The organism is Massilia pinisoli (genome assembly GCF_024753285.1).
GTDB lineage: Bacteria > Pseudomonadota > Gammaproteobacteria > Burkholderiales > Burkholderiaceae_D > Telluria > Telluria pinisoli.
The window spans coordinates 504,601-522,877 of sequence record NZ_JANUGW010000001.1 but is presented as its reverse complement, the minus strand read 5'-3'; the positions used below and the strand labels follow the sequence as shown (position 1 = coordinate 522,877).

The window sequence follows — 18,277 nt, the reverse complement described above, 5'->3', positions numbered from 1 at the left end:
GGGGGCATGTTTCAGGCCCGGCCGGCCACCGCTTCCACGGGTTGGCGCCGCTCGACGCTTTTCACGACGAGGCCGCGCAAGTCATTGAGCAGCGTAAACTCGGTCTGGCTCAGGTACACGGACGGGAACCTGTCGTCCCAGTCGCCGTAGATGAAGCCGACGGGCTCGCCGTGCGTGCACAGCGGGATGATGACGAAGCAGCGCGCTTCCGCCAGCGACCCTTTCCACCAGGGCGGCAGCTTGCTGGAGAATTTCGGGTCGCGCGCGTTCTCGATGAAGATCACGCGGTCGCTGCCCAGGGCCGCGAAGAAGACGTTCGGCTCGTACGCGTCGTCGAACGCGAGCTTCGGGACGAGGGTCTTGGCATTGTCGCCGAGGCCGATCTTGGCCGTGTAGCGGCCGTCGCGGCGGTTGCGCAGGAAGCCGAAGGCGCGCGTAAACGACAGGCCGTGGTACGCGGTCTCGATGGCCATCGACACCATCTGGCCCGCCGTGGCGGTGGCGGCGGCGTCGCGCATGTCGGCCACGCCGCTCATGAGGATCTTGTTGCCGGCCTCGCGCATGCGCGTGACGGCGGCGGCGCGGGCGCGCTTCTCGGGCGGGTTCGCGAGCGGTGCGATCGACAGGTCGGCCGCCGCTTCGACCTTGGCCTTCTCGATGGCGCCGACGATGTTCGCGGGGTCGATGCCGAGCAGCGGGGCAAAGCCCGCGGCCAGCGCCTTCACCCGCTCGGCGCCCGTTTCGTCGCCATGCCATAGGCTGTCCGCGCACTGGGCCGACATGGTGCCGAGGGCCGCGAGCCAGTCGTCGTGGCCGAAGTCGGCGCCCCGTTCGCCCGGCTGCACGCGGCGCATACCGGCGATCAGGTTGTGCGGCAGGCCCCAGTGTTCCGCCGTCGCGCGGCCGATCTGTTCGAGCGACAGGCCGAGCTGCGCGACGGACACCGTATCGATGTCGTCCCCGCCCACGGCCTGCTGCATCAAGGTCCAGTGCTCGGGCAGGTAGAACGTGACCATCATGCGGCCCAGCGAATGGAGGATCGAGCACACGACGGCTTCTTCCGGATCGCGCGACGCGGCCTCGTTCGCGACCTGGTGCGCGACCATCCCGGCCAGCACGGCCTTTTCCATCTCGATGTGGGCCTGCAGCGAATCGGGCGTGGATTTGCTCAGTTCCTCGATCAGTTTGAGGCCCAGCGCCAGGTGACCGATGGCTTCCGTGCCCAGCACGAGGATCGCCTTCGACACCGTGTTGATGCGCTGGCCGAACGCGGAATACATGCCGCTGTTCGCGAGGCGCAGCACCTTTTGCGTGAGCACGGGGTCGGAGAGCACGGTCTCCGTCATGGAAAAGTCGCGCTCGTCCTCGCCGCGCATGGAGGCGAGGATGGCGTTGATCGCTTTCGTGAAGCCGGGCATGTCGCCGCGGCGGCGAATGCGCTCCCACAGCAGGGCGAGGGTGGCGTCCGCTTGCGGCGATCGTTCGATGGTGACAGTCTGGTTCATATGAGGCCCGCCCGTAGTTCGTCCGGCAGCAGTGCCGTGTACAGGTTTTCCTTCAGCGCGGCCATGGCCACGTGGGCCGGCATGGGCTTGCCGGTCAGGTAGCCTTGTACGTAGTCGCATCCGCGCGACTCGACGTAGGTCAGTTGTTCTTCCGTCTCGACGCCTTCGGCCACGACGGACAGGCCGAGGTGCTTGGCCAGGTCGAGCACGGCATTGCAGATCGCGCCGTCCTTCGTCGAGGCGGGCAGGTCCTTGATGAAGGCGCGGTCGATCTTCAGCACGGAGATCGGGAAACGCTTCAGGTACGCGAGGCTCGAATAGCCGGTGCCGAAGTCGTCGATCGCGATGCGCGCATGGCGCTCGGCCATCTTGGTAAGGATGGCCTCCGCGTGGATCGGGTCGATCATCAGCGTGCCTTCCGTGATCTCCAGCACGAGTTTCTCGCCGGGTGCGCCGGAGAAGCCGAGCGCGTCGTCCAGTACGTTCAGGAAGCGGTCGTTGCGGAACTGGCGCGGGCTGATGTTGACGGAGATGTACAGGTCGCGCTTCGCGACTTCCTCGAACTGGCGCAGCTGCACGAGCGCCGCCTTCAGCGCCCAAGCGCCCAGGAGGTTGATGAGGCCGTTCGTTTCGGCGATCGGGATGAAGCGCACGGGCGGCACCATGCCCAGCGTCGGATGCTTCCAGCGCATCAAGGTCTCGAAGCCTTCGATGCGGCGCGTGCGGCTCGACACGATGGGCTGGTAGTACAGCAGGAACTCGCCTTCGCGCACCGCGTGGAACATCGCGGCCTCGAGCGAGATGTCGTGCTGCGGCGGACCGCTTTCGCGCATGCTGTAGACGACGGTGCGGCCCTTGCCCGTCTCCTTGGCGCGGCCCATGGCGGCGTCGGCCAGTGCGATCAGGCGGATCTCGTCCTCGGCGTGGTCCGGGTAGATCGACACGCCGACGGAGGCGCCCAGGTACACCGTATGGCCGTCGATCTCGAACGGCGACTGCAGCGCCGCCAGCAGGCGGCCGCTCACGAGCTTGATCTGGTCCGGCGTGAACGTGCCCGGCAGCACGGCGACGAATTCGTCACCGCCGACGCGCGCCAGTGTGTCGCTGTCGCGCAAGGTCTTGCGCAGCCGGACGGCGGCCAGGCGCAGCACGGCGTCGCCGACCGGGTGGCCGAGGCCGTCGTTGACTTTCTTGAAGCCGTCCAGGCCGATGGTCGCCACGCAGAAGCCCTGGCCCGAGCGGCGCGCATTGGCGATCACCATGCGGATGCGGTCGGACAGCAGCAGGCGGTTCGGCAGTTCCGTCAGCGCGTCGTGCGTCGCCATGTGGCGCAGGCGCTGCTCGGTCGCGCGCTGGGCCGACATGTCGCGGCCGACGGCCAGCAGTTCATCGCCGCCGGGAAGGCCGCCGATGCGCAATTCGTACCAAGTGTCGCGGCCGGCGCAGCGCAGCCGCACTTCGACGAGTACGGGGTCGCTCGCCGTCCCGGCGTCAATGAGAGCGTTGCGCAGCGCGGGCTGGTCGACGTCGACGGCGTGGCTCGTCAATACGGAGCCGGCCAGCGCGTGCGTGCCGAACGCGCGCTCGGCGCGCTGGCTGGCATGACGGATCATGCCGGCGCGATCGAGACGGAACGCGACGTCGCCCACCGCTTCCATGTAGCCGTCCGGACTCGCTGCCGGCGCCGCATGGCGCGGATCGTTCGTTACTGCGGATGAACTGGCGCGCATCGTCGAAATATCTGCTTTCTCGTTTGGCAGAACCTGCCTGGGTCATGCCGGAGTGTACCAAAACAACAAGCAATGTATCACCGAAAGATTCCAATCGGCACTGAAATACACAATGCCCGGCATCTTTCTGCCCTTGCTTGATACGCCGCAGTTCCCACGTCACGCGGGTCGCGCTTGCCCGGCACAAGGCTTTAGGCTAGCCTCGTTGTTTAACCGATAACGTGGTGCGGCGGCTCGAAAGGTTATTGTCGCCGATGCAGTTTAAAGAGGAAACATTCGTAGCGGGGCGCTGATGCTCAGCTGCAACAATCATCCCGACACCGCCACAGGAGACGATGCCATGAACCGATTCGATACCCACGAGGTCTTCAACCAGGCGCCGCCGTTCGGCGATGTCGACCTGTTCCGCTGCGATCCCGCGCTCGTCGAGAGTGTGGAACGCGAGGGCGGCGGCTGGGCGCGCGCCGACCTGGAACGGCTGGGCGCGCTGCTGGGCAGTGCGGACGTGCTCGACCTGGGGCGCCTGGCCAACGAGTTCCCGCCGCGCCTCGTGAACTTCGACCGCACCGGCCACCGCGTGGACGAGATCGAATTCCACCCCGCGTGGCACGAGTTGATGCGGCTGTTGATCGAGAACGGCGCGCACTCGCTGCCGTGGGAAGCGCCGCGTCCCGGCGCCCAGGTCGCGCGCGCGGCCGCCTATCTGCTGTTCGGCCAAGTGGAAAACGGCTCGCAGTGTCCCGTCACGATGACGTATGCATCCGTGCCGGCGCTGCGTCAGCATCCGGGCATCGCGGCGCACTGGTTGCCGAAGATCCTTGCACGCCACTACGATCCGCGCTCGCTGCCCGTCGAGCAGAAGCGTGGGGCGCTCGTCGGCATGGGCATGACGGAGAAGCAGGGCGGTACCGACGTGCGCGCGAACACGACGCGAGCGACGCCGATGAACCACGCCGTTGCCGAACAGCGTTTCGGCGCGGAATGGCGCGACGCGTGGAGCCTCGTCGGCCACAAATGGTTTTTCTCGACGCCCCAGTCGGATGCGCACCTCGTGCTGGCGCAGGCCGACGAGGGCGGCAGCGCGGGCGAAGCGGCGCGCGGCCTCTCCTGCTTCTTCGTCCCGCGCTACCTGCCCGACGGCAGCCGCAACGCGATCCGCGTGCAGCGCCTGAAGAACAAGGTGGGCAACAAGTCGAACGCGTCGTCCGAAGTCGAGTTCTGCGATGCCGTCGGCTGGATGATCGGCAAGGAAGGGCGCGGCATCCCGACGATCCTCGAGATGGGGAGCCACACTCGCCTCGATTGCGTGCTGGGCTCGGCCGGCATCATGCGCGCCGCGCTGTGCCATGCGCTGCATCATGCGCGCGCACGTAACGCGTTCGGCCGGCGGCTGGCCGAGCAGCCCCTGATGCAGAACGTGCTGGCCGACCTCGCGCTGGAATCGGAGGCGGCGACGGCGTTCGCGCTGCGCCTCGCCCGCTGCTTCGACGTGGGGCCGGATGGCGCGGCCGATCCGCGCGAGGCCGCGCTGGGACGCATCCTGACGCCGGCCGGCAAGTACTGGCTGTGCAAGCGCGGCCCCGCGTTTGGCGCCGAGGCGATGGAAGTCATGGGCGGAAACGGCTACGTCGAGGATGGCCCGCTGGCGCGCCTGTACCGCGAATTCCCCGTCAACTCGATCTGGGAAGGTTCCGGCAACGTGATGTGCCTGGACGTGCTGCGCGCTGCCGCGAAGGGGCCGGAGCCGCGCGACGCGCTGGCGGCCGAGCTGGCGCTGGCATCCGGGCGCGACGCCCGCTTCGACGCATATTGCGCGCGCCTGCTGGACGGCCTCGGGACGCTCGCGGCCGGCGAATTCGGTGCGCGCCGCCTCGCCGAGCACATCGTCGTCGCGGTGCAGGCCGGCCTGCTGCTGCGCCATGCGCCGGCCTTCGTCGCCGATGCGTTCGTCGCGTCGCGCATCGCGGTGGACGTGGGCGGCGCGTTCGGACGGCTGCCGGAAGGCGTCGACAGCGCCGCCATCCTCGCCCGCGCGCTCATTGAATGAAGGCAATGATAAAACTTCGACAAAGGACGGGACAAACGGGCGCATGGCTGGGATAATGTTCGCCATTTACCGACAACCAGGCCGTCATCACGAGTGATCGCCGCCGTTTGATTCTGCTTCATTCTTAACTATGCAAACCAACCCGCGCTTCCCGAACCTGTTCATCCTGAACCACCCGCTGATCCAGCACAAGCTGTCGCACATGCGCGACCGCGGCACGTCCACGCGCACGTTCCGCGAACTGCTGCGCGAGATCACGCTGCTGATGGGTTACGAGATCACGCGCGACCTGCCGCTGACGACGCGGACCATCGACACGCCGCTGATGACGGTCGATGCGCCCGTCATCGCGGGCAAGAAGCTGGCCATCGTGCCGATCCTGCGCGCGGGAGTCGGCATGAGCGACGGGCTGCTGGAACTGGTGCCGTCGGCCAGGGTCGGCCACATCGGCGTGTTCCGCGACCCGGAGACGCACCTGCCCGTCGAATACCTCGTGCGCCTGCCGGACACGGCCGAGCGCACGTTCATCCTGTGCGATCCGATGGTTGCGACGGGCAACTCGGCCGTGTACGCCGTCGACGTGCTGAAGAAGCGCGGCGTGACGGGCGACCAGATCATCTTCCTCGCGCTCGTCGCGGCACCGGAAGGCGTCGAGGTGTTTCACAAGGCCCATCCGGACGTGAAGCTGTACGTCGCCTCGCTCGACAGCCACCTGAACGACCACGCTTATATCGTGCCGGGCCTGGGCGATGCCGGCGACCGTATTTTTGGTACCAAATGAGCGGCTCCAAATGAGCGCGAGTGCGGATGCCGATTTCTTCGCGCGCCTCGCGGAGCTGAACGACAAGTTCGCGGCCAGCCTGCCGCAGACGCTCGGGCGCCTGGCGGCCGTGCGTGACGCGTTCGACGTCCAGCACCCGCCGCCCGCATTGATCGAGCAGCTGCATGCCGTGCTGCACACGATGGCCGGCTCCTCGGCGACGTTCGGCTTCCGCATCCTCGGCCAGCAGGCGCGCGTGCTCGAACAGCGGCTGCGCGTGCTGACGACGTTCGATGCCGTCGCTCCGCAGGAATGGGAAGCGTGGCTGTCGGAGCTGGACGTGTTCGTCGCATGGGGCGTCGTCGACCCAAAGGCCGCCTATCCCAACGACGAGATTGACGCTTAGGGCTGGAGCAAAGGCGCTGTCCGGAAGTCGTTTGATTTAGGACAAACTTTATCTGCGTCCATGCCCTATATTTTGCGTACTGCCGATGCAAATAGGGCCCGTAAAGATTGACTGCAGGAATTGTTACGGGCTGCGGTTTTATTTTGCGAAAACCGTATACGTGCGGGTTTATTCGGTATAATTAGGGATCGTTGGATTCGCGGTAGCAGTGCAGTTAGTCTGTCATTTGTTTCTTGCTTCTTCAAACGATCGTAAACGGACTTCGGTCCACTTCAACTGAAATAGGAAATTGTAATGGCAACTGGCATCGTTAAATGGTTCAATGACTCCAAAGGCTTCGGGTTCATCACCCCGGACGAAGGCGGCGAAGATCTGTTCGCACACTTCTCGGCGATTCAGAGCCAGGGCTTCAAGTCCCTGCAGGAGAACCAACGCGTCTCGTTCGACGTGACCTCCGGTCCGAAAGGCAAACAAGCTTCGAACATCCAGCCGCTGTAATGCGCTGAATGTCTGACAAAAAATCCTCGGAATCTCCGGGGATTTTTTTTGTCCAGCCGCCCAGTAAAGCCGAGTGATCCCGGCCTTACTGGGCGGTTTTCATATGGCGGTCATATTCTTGCGCCAGTATTCCGGCTGGGAATACGCGTGACGCAGGAAATCGACGAACACGCGTATGCGCAGCGGCAAGTGCCGGCGCTGCGCGAACACGGCATAGATATCGTTGCCGGGCGCCGCATACTGATCCAGCACCGGCACGAGCAGTCCCGCTTCGATTTCCGAACTGACTTCCCACATCGAACGCCATGCGAGGCCGCGCCCCGCCATGGCCCAGTCGTGCAACACGGCGCCATCGTTGCACACCATATTGCCGCCGACCTTCATGGTGACGATCTTGCCGTGGTCGCGGAACGACCAGCCCCGCTGGCTGCCCTGGCTGCTGATGGCGAGGCAGTTGTGCTTCGCCAGGTCGTCAAGGGTCTGCGGCGTGCCGTGGCGCTTCAGGTAGCCCGGCGTGGCGACGACGACGCGGTGGTTGTCGGCCAGCTTCACGCCGACGAGGTTCGAATCCGTCAGGCTGGCGATGCGGATTGCGATGTCGACGCCTTCGCCGATGACGTCGACGACGCGGTCGGACAGGTTCAGGTTCACGCTCACTTCGCGGTGCTCGGCGAGGAAGGAGGGCACGAGCGGCGCCACGTGCTGCCGGCCAAAACCCGCAGGTGCCGACACGACGAGGTGCCCCGTTGCGCGCGCGCTCCGTTCGGACACGGCCGCTTCCGCTTCTTCCAGTTCCGCAAGGATGCGCTGGCAATCCTCAAGGAACGCCGCGCCTTCGTCCGTCAACGCCAGCTTGCGCGTGGTACGCTGTAAGAGCTTGACGCCCAGCCGCGCTTCCAGCGCATCCAAGCGGCGTCCGATCATGGCCGGCGCGATGCCCTCCGCGCGCGCCGCTGCCGACAAGCTGCCGCGGGCGATGACTTCGACGAAGGTTGATATCTGCCGGAAATGGTCCATAGGAAAGCCTCAGTTCTGCTCCTCATCTGTGACAAAAACGCACAGATGAATATATTTTTTGTCTCGTTTAGGCGAGTAATAGTGAATATACTTGAAGCAATATCAAACGCCAAGGCGGCTTGTGCCAAGACGGCCGCGGCGTGCCGAATTTCATACTAAACAGGAGAATGCAATGACCATCGCCACCCCAGCCGGAATGGAAATCCGGGCCGAGATCAAGCCCGGCTACGAACAGATCCTGACCCCGGAAGCGCTCGCGCTGGTAGCGAAACTGAGCCGCGAATTCGAGCCACGCCGCCAGCAACTGCTGGCCGCCCGCGTGGAGCGCGCGAAACGCCTGGACGCCGGCGAGCGCCCGGACTTCCTGCCCGAAACGGCGCACATCCGCAACGGCGACTGGACGATCGCACCGATCCCGAAGGCGCTGGAATGCCGCCGCGTGGAGATCACGGGCCCGGTCGAGCGCAAGATGGTCATCAATGCGCTGAATTCGGGTGCCGACAGCTATATGACGGACTTCGAAGACTCCAACACGCCGAACTGGGACAACCAGATCTCGGGCCAGATCAATATGCGCGACGCCGTGCGCAAGACGATTTCTCTGGAACAGAACGGCAAGCAGTACAAGCTGAACGACAAGGTCGCGACGCTGGTCGTGCGTCCGCGCGGGTGGCACCTTGACGAGAAGCACGTGCTCGTCGACGGCAAGCGCATCTCGGGCGGCATCTTCGATTTCGCCCTGTTCATGGTCCACAACGCGAAGGAACAGCTGGCGCGCGGCGCCGGCCCGTACTTCTACCTGCCGAAAATGGAATCGCACCTGGAAGCGCGCCTGTGGAACGACATCTTCGTCATGACGCAGAACGAACTGGGCCTGCCACAGGGCACCATCAAGGCGACCGTGCTGATCGAGACGATCGTCGCCGCGTTCGAGATGGACGAAATCCTGTATGAACTGCGCGAGCACAGCGCCGGCCTGAACGCGGGCCGCTGGGACTACATCTTCTCGTGCATCAAGAAGTTCAAGCTGGACAAGGACTTCTGCCTGGCCGACCGTCCGAAGGTCACGATGACGGCGCCGTTCATGCGTGCGTACGCGCTGCTGCTGCTGAAGACCTGCCACAAGCGTAACGCTCCTGCAATCGGCGGCATGTCGGCTCTGATCCCGATCAAGAACGATCCGGAAAAGAACGAAGTTGCGATGGGCGGTGTGCGCAACGACAAGGCACGCGACGCCACCGACGGCTACGACGGCGGCTGGGTCGCGCACCCGGGCCTCGTCGACCTGGCGATGACGGAGTTCAAGAAGGTGCTGGGCGACCGTCCGAACCAGATCGACAAGCAGCGCCCGGACGTTGAGGTGACCGCGAAGGACCTGTTGGACTTCCGTCCGGAGACCCCGATCACGGAAGCGGGCTTGCGCTACAACATCAACGTCGGCATCCACTACCTGGGCGCCTGGCTGGCCGGCAACGGCTGCGTGCCGATACACAACCTGATGGAAGATGCGGCCACCGCCGAGATCAGCCGTTCGCAGGTGTGGCAATGGATCCGTTCGCCGAAGGGCGTGCTGGAAGACGGCCGCAAGGTCACTGCCGACATGGTGCGTGCGATGATTCCGGAAGAGCTGGCGAACGCGAAGGCAGCCGCGCCGAACGGCGACAGCCCGACCTATGACCGTGCTGCGCAGATCTTCGAACAGATGTCGACGTCGGAAGAATTCGCCGAGTTCCTGACGTTGCCGCTGTACGAAGAAATCTGATCGTGCGGTAGGGTGGACGGCTCCGACGCGCCGCCGGCATCCCGGCGGCGCTCGCGCCGTCCACGCGTCCAACGTGCGCCGACTCAGCGCCGACGCTGCGACAGGGGTTCGCGCGCGAGAAACGCCCGCAACGCTTCTTCATCGATCGCTTGGCCCAGCAGCCGCCAGAGCAGGGTATCGATCCGGTCCGCTCCCCAGAACAGTTCCTCGTCGCCGTCGACGCGTAACGTCGGCACGCCAAATACCCCATCGGCCACAGCCCGCGCCGTCGCGTCGGCCAGCGCCGCTTTTACGGCAGGCGTCTGCGCGGCCACCAGCAGGCTGGCGCCATCCAGTCCGGCCGCGTCCGCAAGGCGCTTGAGCGTTTCGTCGTCCATCAAATTCTCTCCGCTTTCCCAGGTCGCCCGCGTGAACGCGACCAGGAGCGTGCGCCGCTGCGCGTCGTCCTCCACCGCCGTGCACATGCGCAGCGCGGGCAGCGGGTTGAACGGGTGGCCGGGCGGCCCGGCGAATTGCAGGCCGCGCCGCGCCGCTTCGCGCATCACGTCGCGGAACAGGTAGCGCCGCTTGGCGTCGACCTCGGCAGGCCCGACCGTGCCGTGCGCGTTCAGCAGGCCCGCGAACAGCACGGGCACCACGACGACGCGTGCGCCCGCCGCCTCGATGCGCTCGAGATCGGCCAAGCCCAGCCATGCGTAGGGGCTGACCGGGTCGGCATAGCAGCGCACCGCCGTCATGGCGCGCTCAGAAGACATTTTTCCACGCGCGCAGCGCGGCGAACACCGTCACGGGGTCGGCGCCCGGATCGACACGGCCGGCTACTATCAGGCTGTCGACGATCGCAGGCTCGCTCGTGCGCAAGAAGGGATTCGTCGCCTTTTCGATGGCGATCGTCGACGGGATCGTGGGCAGGTGCGTGCCGCGCAGCTGGCTGTCGTGGGCGATGCGCATCTGCAGCGCCCGGTTGCCCGGTTCCAGCGCTTCCGCGAAACGCAGGTTCGACAGCGTGTATTCGTGGGCGCAAAATACGAGCGTATCGTCGGGGAGGGCGGCAAGTTTCGCGAGCGACGCCGCCATTTGGGCGGGCGTCCCTTCGAACAGGCGGCCGCAGCCGCCGCCGAACAGGGTGTCGCCGCAGAACAGCCAGCGCGTCTTGCCGTCGTCGCGGACGTACGCGATGTGTCCGTTCGTGTGGCCGGGAACGTCCAGCACGGCAAGCTCGAGCGGCAGCCCGGGCACGTGCACGCGGTCGCCTGCGCCAAGTGGATGGTTGACGGCCGCAATGACCTCGTTGCGCGGCCCGAATACGGGGACGTTGCTGAGTTCGAGCAGGCGCGTCACGCCGCCAATGTGGTCAGCATGGTGATGGGTGAGTAGAATGGCGGTCAGGGTCAGGCCGTTTTCCTGCAGGGCCGCGAGGATAGGCTCGGCGTCGCCCGGGTCGACCACTGCCGCATGGACGCCGTCATGGATGATCCACAGGTAATTGTCCTTGAACGCGGGCACGGTCAGTACAGCAAGCTCAGTGGGCGCGGAAGTCATATGGGCATCGATAAAGGTTGGGCATGGACAGCGCGGCATCCGAAAAATCCATTATAGCGCTCGACCGCTGGCTGCAATCGCCGGCGGGCGCGTACGTGCGCGCGTGGGAACAGGCGTGCCTGGACGAGTTGACGGCCGATATCTTCGGCTTCAACGCCATCCAGATCGGCGTGCCGCAGATCGATGCGCTGGCCGCCAACCGCATGCCGAATAAATGGCAGGCGGCCACGCGCACGTCGACGGCCGACGAGCTCGCGTACGCGGCGCGGGGCAAGCAGATCGCCGTCGCACTCGATTTCGCCGACTTGCCGTTCGCGTCGCAGAGCCTTGACCTGGTCGTGCTGCCGCACGTGCTCGAGTTCGCGGCCGAACCGCACCAGGTGCTGCGCGAGGTCGAGCGCGTGCTGATTCCGGAAGGCCAGGTGATCATCTGCGGCTTCAATCCGGCCAGCCTGTGGGGCATGCGCCAGGGGATGGGCCGCATCACGAGCAGCGACTACCTGCCTGCCGCGGGCGAGTTCATCTCTATGCCGCGCCTGAAAGACTGGTTAAAATTGTTGAATCTCGGCGTCACGCGCAGCCATTTCGGCTGCTATGCGCCGCCATTCCGGACGGCGCAGTGGCTCAACCGCTTCGCGTTCGTCGAAGGGGCGGGGCGGCGCTGGTGGCCCTATCTGGGCGCCGTGTATATGGTCCACGCGATCAAGCGTGTGAAGGGCATGCACATCATCGGCCCGGCCTGGAACAAGAAGCCGGGCAAGGCGCCGCAGGCGGTGCCGGCGACGAACCGCAACGAACATCACAAGTAACAGACAAGGAAGCGAAGCAGCATGACCAAAGTTGAGATTTATACCGACGGTGCCTGCAAGGGAAATCCGGGCACCGGCGGCTGGGGCGCGCTGCTCGTGGCCGACGGCGGCCATGAAAAGGAAATCTTCGGCGGCGAGCCGAACACCACGAACAACCGGATGGAGCTGCGCGCCGTGATCGAGGCGCTGACCGTCCTCAACCGCCCGTGCGAGGTCGTGCTGCACACGGACAGCCAGTACGTCCAGAAGGGCATCTCCGAATGGATCCACGGCTGGAAGGCACGCGGGTGGAAGACGTCGACGAAGGAGCCCGTCAAGAACGACGATTTGTGGAAGGCGCTGGACGCTGCCCAGCAGCAGCACGCCGTCGAATGGCGCTGGGTGCGCGGGCACAACGGCCACCCCGGCAACGAGCGCGCCGACGCGCTGGCCAATATGGGCGCCGCATCCGTAAAGCGCTGATTTTGTTATACTTACGGGTTCTCTTCACCGCTTTTTGAGTCATCACGCGCATGCGCCAAATCGTCCTCGATACCGAAACCACTGGCCTCAATCCGCGCACCGGCGACCGCATCATCGAGGTCGGCTGCGTCGAGATCTTCAACCGCAAGCTGACGGGCAATAACTTCCATCGCTACATCAATCCCGAGCGCGATTCGGACGAGGCGGCATTGGCGGTCCACGGCCTCACGACGGAATTCCTCAGCGATAAACCGAAGTTTCACGAGATCGCCCACGAGCTGCGCGAATTCGTGCAAGGCGCGGAGATCATCATCCACAATGCGCCGTTCGACCTCGCGTTCCTGAACCACGAGTTCGAGCGCATGGGCTTGCCCCCATTCATCGAGCATTGCTCCAGCGTGATCGACACCCTCGTGCACGCAAAGGAACTGCACCCGGGCAAGCGCAACTCGCTCGACGCGCTGTGCGACCGCTATGGCATCTCCAACGCGCACCGCAAGCTGCACGGCGCGTTGCTCGACTCGGAGCTGCTGGCCGACGTCTACCTGGCCATGACGCGCGGCCAGAACACGCTGTCGATGGACGTCGAGGTGGACGCGGGCGGCGGCGGGGGCATGTTGCTGGAAGCGGGTCCGCTGGGCGACATCCTCGTGCTGTCGGCCAGCGCCGACGAGCTTGCCGCGCACGACGACGTCCTGGCCGCCCTCGACAAAGGCGTGAAGGGAGAATGTGTTTGGAGAAAATATTCTCCGCAGGGGTGACAAAACGCAAAACTCCCCCTATAATGCTCGTCATTGCAGCGACGCAATCGTAGCAAAGCAGTAGAAAGTAGGGCGGTTAGCTCAGGGGTAGAGCACAGCATTCACACTGCTGGGGTCGCAAGTTCGAAACTTGCACCGCCCACCAGAATTCAAGGTAGCACAAAATGAAAGCCAGCGATCAGCTGGCTTTTTGTTTTTGCCGTCCCGTTGGGGCCTTTTGTCGCGGCGCGTTTCGTCGTTCAGGGACATGGCATGGCGCCGGTCGTGGCGCCGAGCGTACCCGCCGGTACGATCGTCTCGGCGGACGGCAGCTTCATCGCGGACAGATTGAAGAGCGGGAAAATCATCTGGTAGGGCAGCGTTTCGCAATTGCCGTCCCCATCCATCGACGCGCACACCCGCGCACGCACGAACCGGATGCAGTTGTCCGCATCGGGATTGGTCATGCAGTTCAACCGGTTGGCCGCGGGGCAGCTCGGCAGCGTGCTCATGTGATTCAGGTCCCACGTGGCGTTCGACACGGACAGATAGTCGATCTTCACATTGTCGGAACTGACGGGCGTACCCAGCGCAAGCGGGCCCGACGCGTCACGGAAGACTGCGTTCGCCTGGACTTTCTGCAGCGCGGCCGCGTCCCGGAAGTCGACGTTGGCGGCGGCGGAGGCGGCACGGCGCGTCACCTCTTCCAGCGTGTTCAGCAGGAACTCCATGCGTGCCAGCTCGAGTGTGGCGAACACGATCGTAAAAAAAATGAGCGCGACCAGCGCGAATTCGACGGCCACCGAGCCCGCCTCCCGCGTTCGCCCCTTGAACGCCGGCTGTTGCATATCAATTCCCCACGTAGCGCGCGGGCGCATAAGGTGAAATCAACAATCCGGTATCGCTGCCCGTGAGAGGGTTGGTGTAGCTGAAACCGAGCGACACGTCGAATTGATACAGCGTGTGATTGACGTCCTTTGTGTACGTGATCGTGCAGGGTTTCGTCATCGGACTCCCCCCGACCTGGTAGGTACAGAAAATGGCCGGGTCCACCGTGGCGCCGGCCGGGACGATGCCGGCCATTTCCCGTTCGACGATCTTCCGTGCCAGGGTCAGCGCTGCAAAATTTCCGTCCGGCCCGGATGTGACGACTTCCACCCGTGGCGCGGTGGACAGATAGAGCGTCGCGTCGTGCACGGCTTTTTGTGCAGCCGAGTACTGGCGACAATAAAAGGCGAGCACGATCGATGGGAATGTCAGGAATAACGTCAGGATGGGAAGCACGAACGCCATCTCGATGGCGACTGCGCCATGGTCGTCACGCCGACCGGTCGATTTGGGTCTTGGTCTCATCGGTAGAGCCTCGCATTACCGCCCAGTGCGGTCTCGGTGGCCATGCCGGCGAACTCCGCATCGATGGCGGTCGACGTTGCGGGGACGGTCATGAAGAATTTCGCGATGCCGAGTACGGTCGCCGTCGCGCTCGTGCCTGCGGCAACCGGGCAGCTCAACAGGGGGATATTGAGCACGCGGGTATTGCGGTAAGGTTTGTAGCTCGCGGTGCCGCCGGTTGCCTGATACGGCGTCGTGCCCGGGTAGGATTGCGCGACGGGCGAGCCCGGGTTGTAGAGCAGGCTCCAATCCGTCGTGCTGAACGTCTGGTAGCCTGCGGCGGGTTCGACGCCGCCATTTGCGGTATAGGAAGCGTACTTGGCCGCCTTCGCATACGACCACAGCGGCCCATACGCTGTCTTCGTCGCGCCGGCCGGCTTTTCCGCGACCGTCAGCAGGGGATCCGGGGCGGACAACGCGTTGGCGGTGAGTCCATCAGGCCGGTATTTCATCCACGTCGCGTTGGTGAGATCGAAGCTCCTGACGTTCGGATCGGCCGGCGCCGTCGATGACTGGCAGGGTGCGACATACGTGCCGAACCGGGAATTCAGGTACATGTAGAGCGAGCCGATGGGGAAGCCCCGCTCGACCGTGATGGTGCCGCCGTTCAAGGTGGGCATCGCCATTTTTCCTGTGCAAACAAACGGCGCAACGACATCCATCCGGGTCATCACTGACGTGCCGACCGTGCCCGGTTGTGCGATGGGGTTGACAAGGAAGTTTTCGGGCGTGCGTCCTCCCGGGTTCAGGCTCATCAGGTTGTAGCTGACGCCGCGTCTGAAGCCGAACTCCATGAGTTCTCCGGATGCAAGAGCGGTTGCAGGCGTGTTCGCGTTCGCGCAGACGGCCAGCGGCAATACGTTCAGTGAATCGCGGCCGGCCACGGCCGACGCCGTGATGTTCGATGTCGCAAATGCCGATGACAGGACGGGCATGAGGAAGTTCTGGACACGGCCATGGCTGGCATCGAGGGCCGCTGTGTCGACGCGGGCGAAAAACGCGTTCGAGGCACGCGCCTTCGCCGTGGCGCCGTCCATCCAGCCCCCGGCGCCACCGCTCGCATCTGTGCCGAACGTCAACGCGGCGCTCGACCAGGAAACGGTCGCCCCGCTATAAGAATAGGTGTAACCGACCGCAGCCTGCCCAGCCGCCGCGACGGCCCTGTCGATACCGGCTGGCGTACCGTCCAGGGCGGAGGCCGCAGCCAAGGCAATGGCGTCGGCGACGCTTTGCAGTTCCGCTTTACGGTTGTAACTGCGGCTGAGGTCAAGCGCCATTCCGAACATCGCGACCATGAGGAGGATGACAAACGGCGTCATGATGGCGATGGCGCCGTCTTCCGACCGCTTGTGCCGCAACCAGTCGCGTCGCGCGGGAGGCGGCGCCGCAAGGCTTGATGTGTCGATGGGCACGAATCGATCCTCCTGGTGGCTTCCAAGACGAATCCTAGAGGTTGGTACTGGCGCTACGTTGAGGCGTCGCAAAATCGGACGGTGCATCGGCGATGACCGGGGTCTCGCCGGGCATGCCAACCCACCGTGAATGAAGCGCACGACCGGTTGTGATAAAGCGCGTACCTTCGGCGCTGCCGTTCTGGTAACGTGTGAGGTTTCGTTTTGGCAAATTTGCGATCCAGAATGTCATTCTCATTGCCGCCCAGCGCAGTCCACCGGATCTCCCGCAGCGCCGTCCTGCTCTCGATCGTCTGCGCGACGCTCGTTCCGCTTGCGGCCATCGGCGCCGACGACGGCACGGACACATCGATCACCGTCGTGAAAGAGCTGCAGGAATTCGTGGTCCAGCCCGACGGCAGCTTTGTGCTGACCCAGCAGTCGGCCAGACAAGTGAACGAGCAGCGCGCCGTCGCCGGGGCCGGCCAACGCCAATTCCATTTCAACCGCACGGTCGAAGAGGTCGCGGTCCTCGAGGCGTACAACCAGAAGCCCGACGGTCGCCGCATTCCCGTGCTGCCGGAGCAGATCAAGCTGCAGCAGGAGCCGGCCTACAGCGGGGCGCCCATGTTCCAGGACATGCAGGTCAAGACGCTGATCTACAGCGACGTCGCGGTGGGCGACGTGCTGTACTCGACGATCCGCCGCACGCGCCGCGTCGCCATGTTTTCCGGGCAGTTCGACGACGTCACGTATCCGGAATACCATCCGACCGGGCAATACACGGTGATCTATGACATGCCGGCGTCGATGGCGCTGAAGGTCGACGACGTGGGCTACAAGGCGGCCGCGCCGGCGCACCACGACGGTCGCACCGTCTACCGTTGGGATCTCGTGCCGGCCGAGAATCCGCGGCTCGAAGCCGATACGGTGGCGTACTGGGACTTCGGACGCCGCCTGATCGTCTCGACCTTCGACAGCTACGCCAGTGTGGGCCTCGCGTATGACAGCGCAGCCGCACCCGCCGCCGCGCCCGGGCCCGCGGTCGCGGCCCGCGCGCGCGCGCTCGCGGAAGGCTTGGCCACGCCGCGCGCCAAGGCCCTGGCGGTCGCGGACTGGGTGCGCAAGAACATCCGCTACGTTGCCGTCTATATCGGCAACGGCGGCGTCGTGCCGCACAGCGCCGATTCCGTGCTCGCCAACCGTTACGGCGATTGCAAGGACCACACGACGCTGATGGAGGCGATGCTGCGCGCCGTGGGCATAGCCAGCACGCCGGCGCTGATCAACGCCGGCAACTCATACAAGCTGTCGCCGGTCGCCAGCCTGGGGCAACTCAACCACGCCATCACGTACGTGCCGGCCCTGGACCTGTTCCTCGATTCCACGGCCGAAGACATCGCGCCAGGCTACCTGCCCGCATGGGAGCTGGACAAGGACGCCATCCTGACCCGTACCGGTGCGCTCGCGCACACGCCGGTCACGCAGCCGGGTGCCGTCAAGAGCCGTTTCCGGGTGCGGATCGCCGCCGACGGTGCCGCCACGTTCCAGTTCACGCGCGACCAGACGGGGTGGCTGGCAGATCCGGTCCGCTTCGAGCACCGCAACTGGCGCAAGGCCGACCAGGACCGGTTCGTCGCGACCCTGCTGGCGTCGTTCGGGATGAAGGGCAGCGGGACCGTCGAGCAGGGCAACCCGGGCGACGGCGACGTCGCAAGCGCGGGCAAGGGCTACAGTTTCACGCTGCGCGGCAAAGCCGACAACTGGACGTATTTGCCGGGCACGATGGGCATGGCGGCCGCCAGCAGCCTGTACATCGGCCTGGCGAACGAGGTGTTCGCGCTGACCAACGAAACCGCGCGCACGCAGCCGTTCGTCTGCCCGGAGAGCGACTTCGACGAGGAGGCCGACTACGAATTCCCGGCCGGCGCCACGCTGTTGGCGGTGCCGCCGGACGTGCACGTCGCCAGCCCGTATTTCCAGTACGACGCCCGCTTCACCCGCCTGGACGGGCGGCTGCACATCGCCCGCCGCTTCAAGAGCGGCAAGGCCGGCACGCGCGTGTGCACCCCGCAGGATCACGCCGCGATGCAGGCCGACATCCGCCGGATGGTGCGCGACCTGCGCAGCCAATTCATCCTGCAGGTGCCGGACACCGCGCTCGCGGCGCACTCGCAGCCGGCCGCCGGCGCACGAACCAATCTGGATTGAGGAAC

17 protein-coding genes and 1 tRNA gene are annotated in these 18,277 nt (G+C 65.1%); 10 read left to right on the top strand and 8 right to left on the bottom strand.

Annotation, left to right across the window (positions count from 1 at the left end; genetic code table 11):
- Window positions 1-11 precede the first annotated feature (11 nt).
- Window positions 12-1,505, bottom strand: coding sequence for an HDOD domain-containing protein (locus NX784_RS02225; protein ID WP_258815063.1), 1,494 nt, complete (start codon window positions 1,503-1,505; stop codon window positions 12-14).
- On the bottom strand, window positions 1,502-3,235 hold the full coding sequence (locus tag NX784_RS02220) for a putative bifunctional diguanylate cyclase/phosphodiesterase (RefSeq protein WP_370662901.1): 1,734 nt from the start codon (window positions 3,233-3,235) through the stop codon (window positions 1,502-1,504). Before NX784_RS02220 ends, NX784_RS02225 begins: the two co-directional genes overlap by 4 nt.
- A gap of 340 nt (window positions 3,236-3,575) precedes the next feature.
- Between NX784_RS02220 and NX784_RS02215 the strand changes: the two genes are divergently transcribed.
- The 4 genes from NX784_RS02215 (at window position 3,576) to NX784_RS02200 (ending at window position 6,946) form a co-directional block, all read left to right on the top strand.
- Window positions 3,576-5,282 (top strand): isovaleryl-CoA dehydrogenase, encoded by a 1,707-nt coding sequence (locus tag NX784_RS02215; RefSeq protein ID WP_258815062.1) that lies wholly within the window; start codon window positions 3,576-3,578, stop codon window positions 5,280-5,282.
- A 130-nt stretch (window positions 5,283-5,412) separates the two neighbouring features.
- Window positions 5,413-6,063, top strand: coding sequence for a uracil phosphoribosyltransferase (gene upp / locus NX784_RS02210; protein ID WP_258815061.1), 651 nt, complete (start codon window positions 5,413-5,415; stop codon window positions 6,061-6,063).
- A gap of 10 nt (window positions 6,064-6,073) precedes the next feature.
- The gene (locus NX784_RS02205; protein WP_258815060.1) at window positions 6,074-6,448 is read left to right on the top strand and encodes an Hpt domain-containing protein; all 375 of its coding nucleotides are present in this window, start codon (window positions 6,074-6,076) and stop codon (window positions 6,446-6,448) included.
- A gap of 294 nt (window positions 6,449-6,742) precedes the next feature.
- Complete coding sequence (locus NX784_RS02200) at window positions 6,743-6,946, top strand: cold-shock protein (protein WP_036166698.1); 204 nt, start codon at window positions 6,743-6,745, stop codon at window positions 6,944-6,946.
- A 99-nt stretch (window positions 6,947-7,045) separates the two neighbouring features.
- Here the strand turns inward: NX784_RS02200 and NX784_RS02195 are convergent, their stop codons facing one another.
- Window positions 7,046-7,963 carry a LysR family transcriptional regulator gene (locus tag NX784_RS02195; RefSeq protein WP_258815059.1) on the bottom strand — a complete coding sequence of 306 codons (918 nt, stop codon included), beginning with the start codon at window positions 7,961-7,963 and terminating at the stop codon, window positions 7,046-7,048.
- Between the two features lie 172 nt (window positions 7,964-8,135).
- Between NX784_RS02195 and aceB the strand changes: the two genes are divergently transcribed.
- Window positions 8,136-9,725, top strand: a complete 1,590-nt coding sequence (gene aceB / locus NX784_RS02190) for a malate synthase A (RefSeq protein WP_258815058.1) — start codon at window positions 8,136-8,138, stop codon at window positions 9,723-9,725.
- A gap of 83 nt (window positions 9,726-9,808) precedes the next feature.
- On the opposite strand, the gene NX784_RS02185 is transcribed toward aceB, so the two are convergent.
- Both NX784_RS02185 and gloB read right to left on the bottom strand, forming a co-directional pair.
- Complete coding sequence (locus tag NX784_RS02185) at window positions 9,809-10,462, bottom strand: 2-hydroxychromene-2-carboxylate isomerase (protein WP_258815057.1); 654 nt, start codon at window positions 10,460-10,462, stop codon at window positions 9,809-9,811.
- Window positions 10,463-10,469: 7 nt separating this feature from the next.
- The gene (gene gloB / locus NX784_RS02180) at window positions 10,470-11,267 is read right to left on the bottom strand and encodes a hydroxyacylglutathione hydrolase (RefSeq protein WP_258815056.1); all 798 of its coding nucleotides are present in this window, start codon (window positions 11,265-11,267) and stop codon (window positions 10,470-10,472) included.
- 23 nt (window positions 11,268-11,290) lie between these two features.
- Here gloB and NX784_RS02175 point away from each other — a divergent pair, with 23 nt between their 5' ends.
- From NX784_RS02175 to NX784_RS02160, 4 genes are all read left to right on the top strand, one after another.
- Entirely contained in the window at window positions 11,291-12,076 is a 786-nt protein-coding gene (locus NX784_RS02175) for a class I SAM-dependent methyltransferase (protein ID WP_258815055.1), read from the top strand.
- A 21-nt stretch (window positions 12,077-12,097) separates the two neighbouring features.
- Window positions 12,098-12,538, top strand: coding sequence for a ribonuclease HI (gene rnhA, locus NX784_RS02170; protein ID WP_258815054.1), 441 nt, complete (start codon window positions 12,098-12,100; stop codon window positions 12,536-12,538).
- A gap of 50 nt (window positions 12,539-12,588) precedes the next feature.
- The gene (gene dnaQ / locus NX784_RS02165; RefSeq protein ID WP_258815053.1) at window positions 12,589-13,299 is read left to right on the top strand and encodes a DNA polymerase III subunit epsilon; all 711 of its coding nucleotides are present in this window, start codon (window positions 12,589-12,591) and stop codon (window positions 13,297-13,299) included.
- Between the two features lie 70 nt (window positions 13,300-13,369).
- Window positions 13,370-13,444, top strand: a tRNA-Val gene (locus NX784_RS02160).
- A 94-nt stretch (window positions 13,445-13,538) separates the two neighbouring features.
- Here NX784_RS02160 and NX784_RS02155 read toward each other — a convergent pair.
- The 3 genes from NX784_RS02155 to NX784_RS02145 are packed head-to-tail and all read right to left on the bottom strand — an operon-like array spanning window position 13,539 to window position 16,082.
- Complete coding sequence (locus tag NX784_RS02155) at window positions 13,539-14,126, bottom strand: TadE/TadG family type IV pilus assembly protein (RefSeq protein ID WP_258815052.1); 588 nt, start codon at window positions 14,124-14,126, stop codon at window positions 13,539-13,541.
- 1 nt (window position 14,127) lies between these two features.
- A complete protein-coding gene (locus tag NX784_RS02150; RefSeq protein ID WP_258815051.1) occupies window positions 14,128-14,631 on the bottom strand; it encodes a TadE/TadG family type IV pilus assembly protein in 504 nt (167 codons plus the stop codon).
- Window positions 14,628-16,082, bottom strand: coding sequence for a pilus assembly protein TadG-related protein (locus NX784_RS02145; protein ID WP_258815050.1), 1,455 nt, complete (start codon window positions 16,080-16,082; stop codon window positions 14,628-14,630). The genes NX784_RS02150 and NX784_RS02145 overlap by 4 nt, the downstream gene beginning before the upstream one ends.
- 225 nt (window positions 16,083-16,307) lie before the next feature.
- Here NX784_RS02145 and NX784_RS02140 point away from each other — a divergent pair, with 225 nt between their 5' ends.
- Complete coding sequence (locus NX784_RS02140) at window positions 16,308-18,272, top strand: DUF3857 domain-containing transglutaminase family protein (protein ID WP_258815049.1); 1,965 nt, start codon at window positions 16,308-16,310, stop codon at window positions 18,270-18,272.
- The last annotated feature ends 5 nt before the right edge of the window (window positions 18,273-18,277 follow it).